The sequence below is a fragment of the Pseudoalteromonas sp. S3178 genome, assembly GCF_005886985.1.
Lineage (GTDB): Bacteria > Pseudomonadota > Gammaproteobacteria > Enterobacterales > Alteromonadaceae > Pseudoalteromonas > Pseudoalteromonas carrageenovora.
In genome coordinates this window covers 1-322 of record NZ_PNCW01000337.1, presented here as the reverse complement: position 1 = coordinate 322, position 322 = coordinate 1, and the positions used below count along the sequence as shown (strand labels likewise).

The following is a 322-nucleotide window of genomic DNA, read 5'->3' as shown; positions in this document are numbered from 1 at the left end:
GGTTGATTCATTTGCGCCTCTTTGCTGCTCAAATTGAGTAAGTGCTTGCTTGATCTGTCTAGGACTGATAGCGCCATAGGCAAGTATTGGACTAAACCGAGTGGAAAAATGCTCACCGAACAAGGCGTTTCGGGTTTCTTTGTATGTAAGAGCCACATCCGTTTGGAAGTATTGTTGTAGCTGCTGTTGAGCTTGCGCTTCACCGGCGGCTACTTTGATACTGTATGAAGAGTTTGCTTTAAATTCAGCTAAATCTGATACCCGGTTCGGTCTTGGTGGAAGCTGCGGGGTCGCAATAGGTAATTTAGGTTCAATTTCCTCT

General features: G+C 45.3%; 1 pseudogene. It reads right to left on the bottom strand.

Annotation, left to right across the window (positions count from 1 at the left end):
- Positions 1 to 322 (bottom strand): annotated as a pseudogene (locus CWC11_RS21205) (DASH family cryptochrome); the annotation flags it as partial.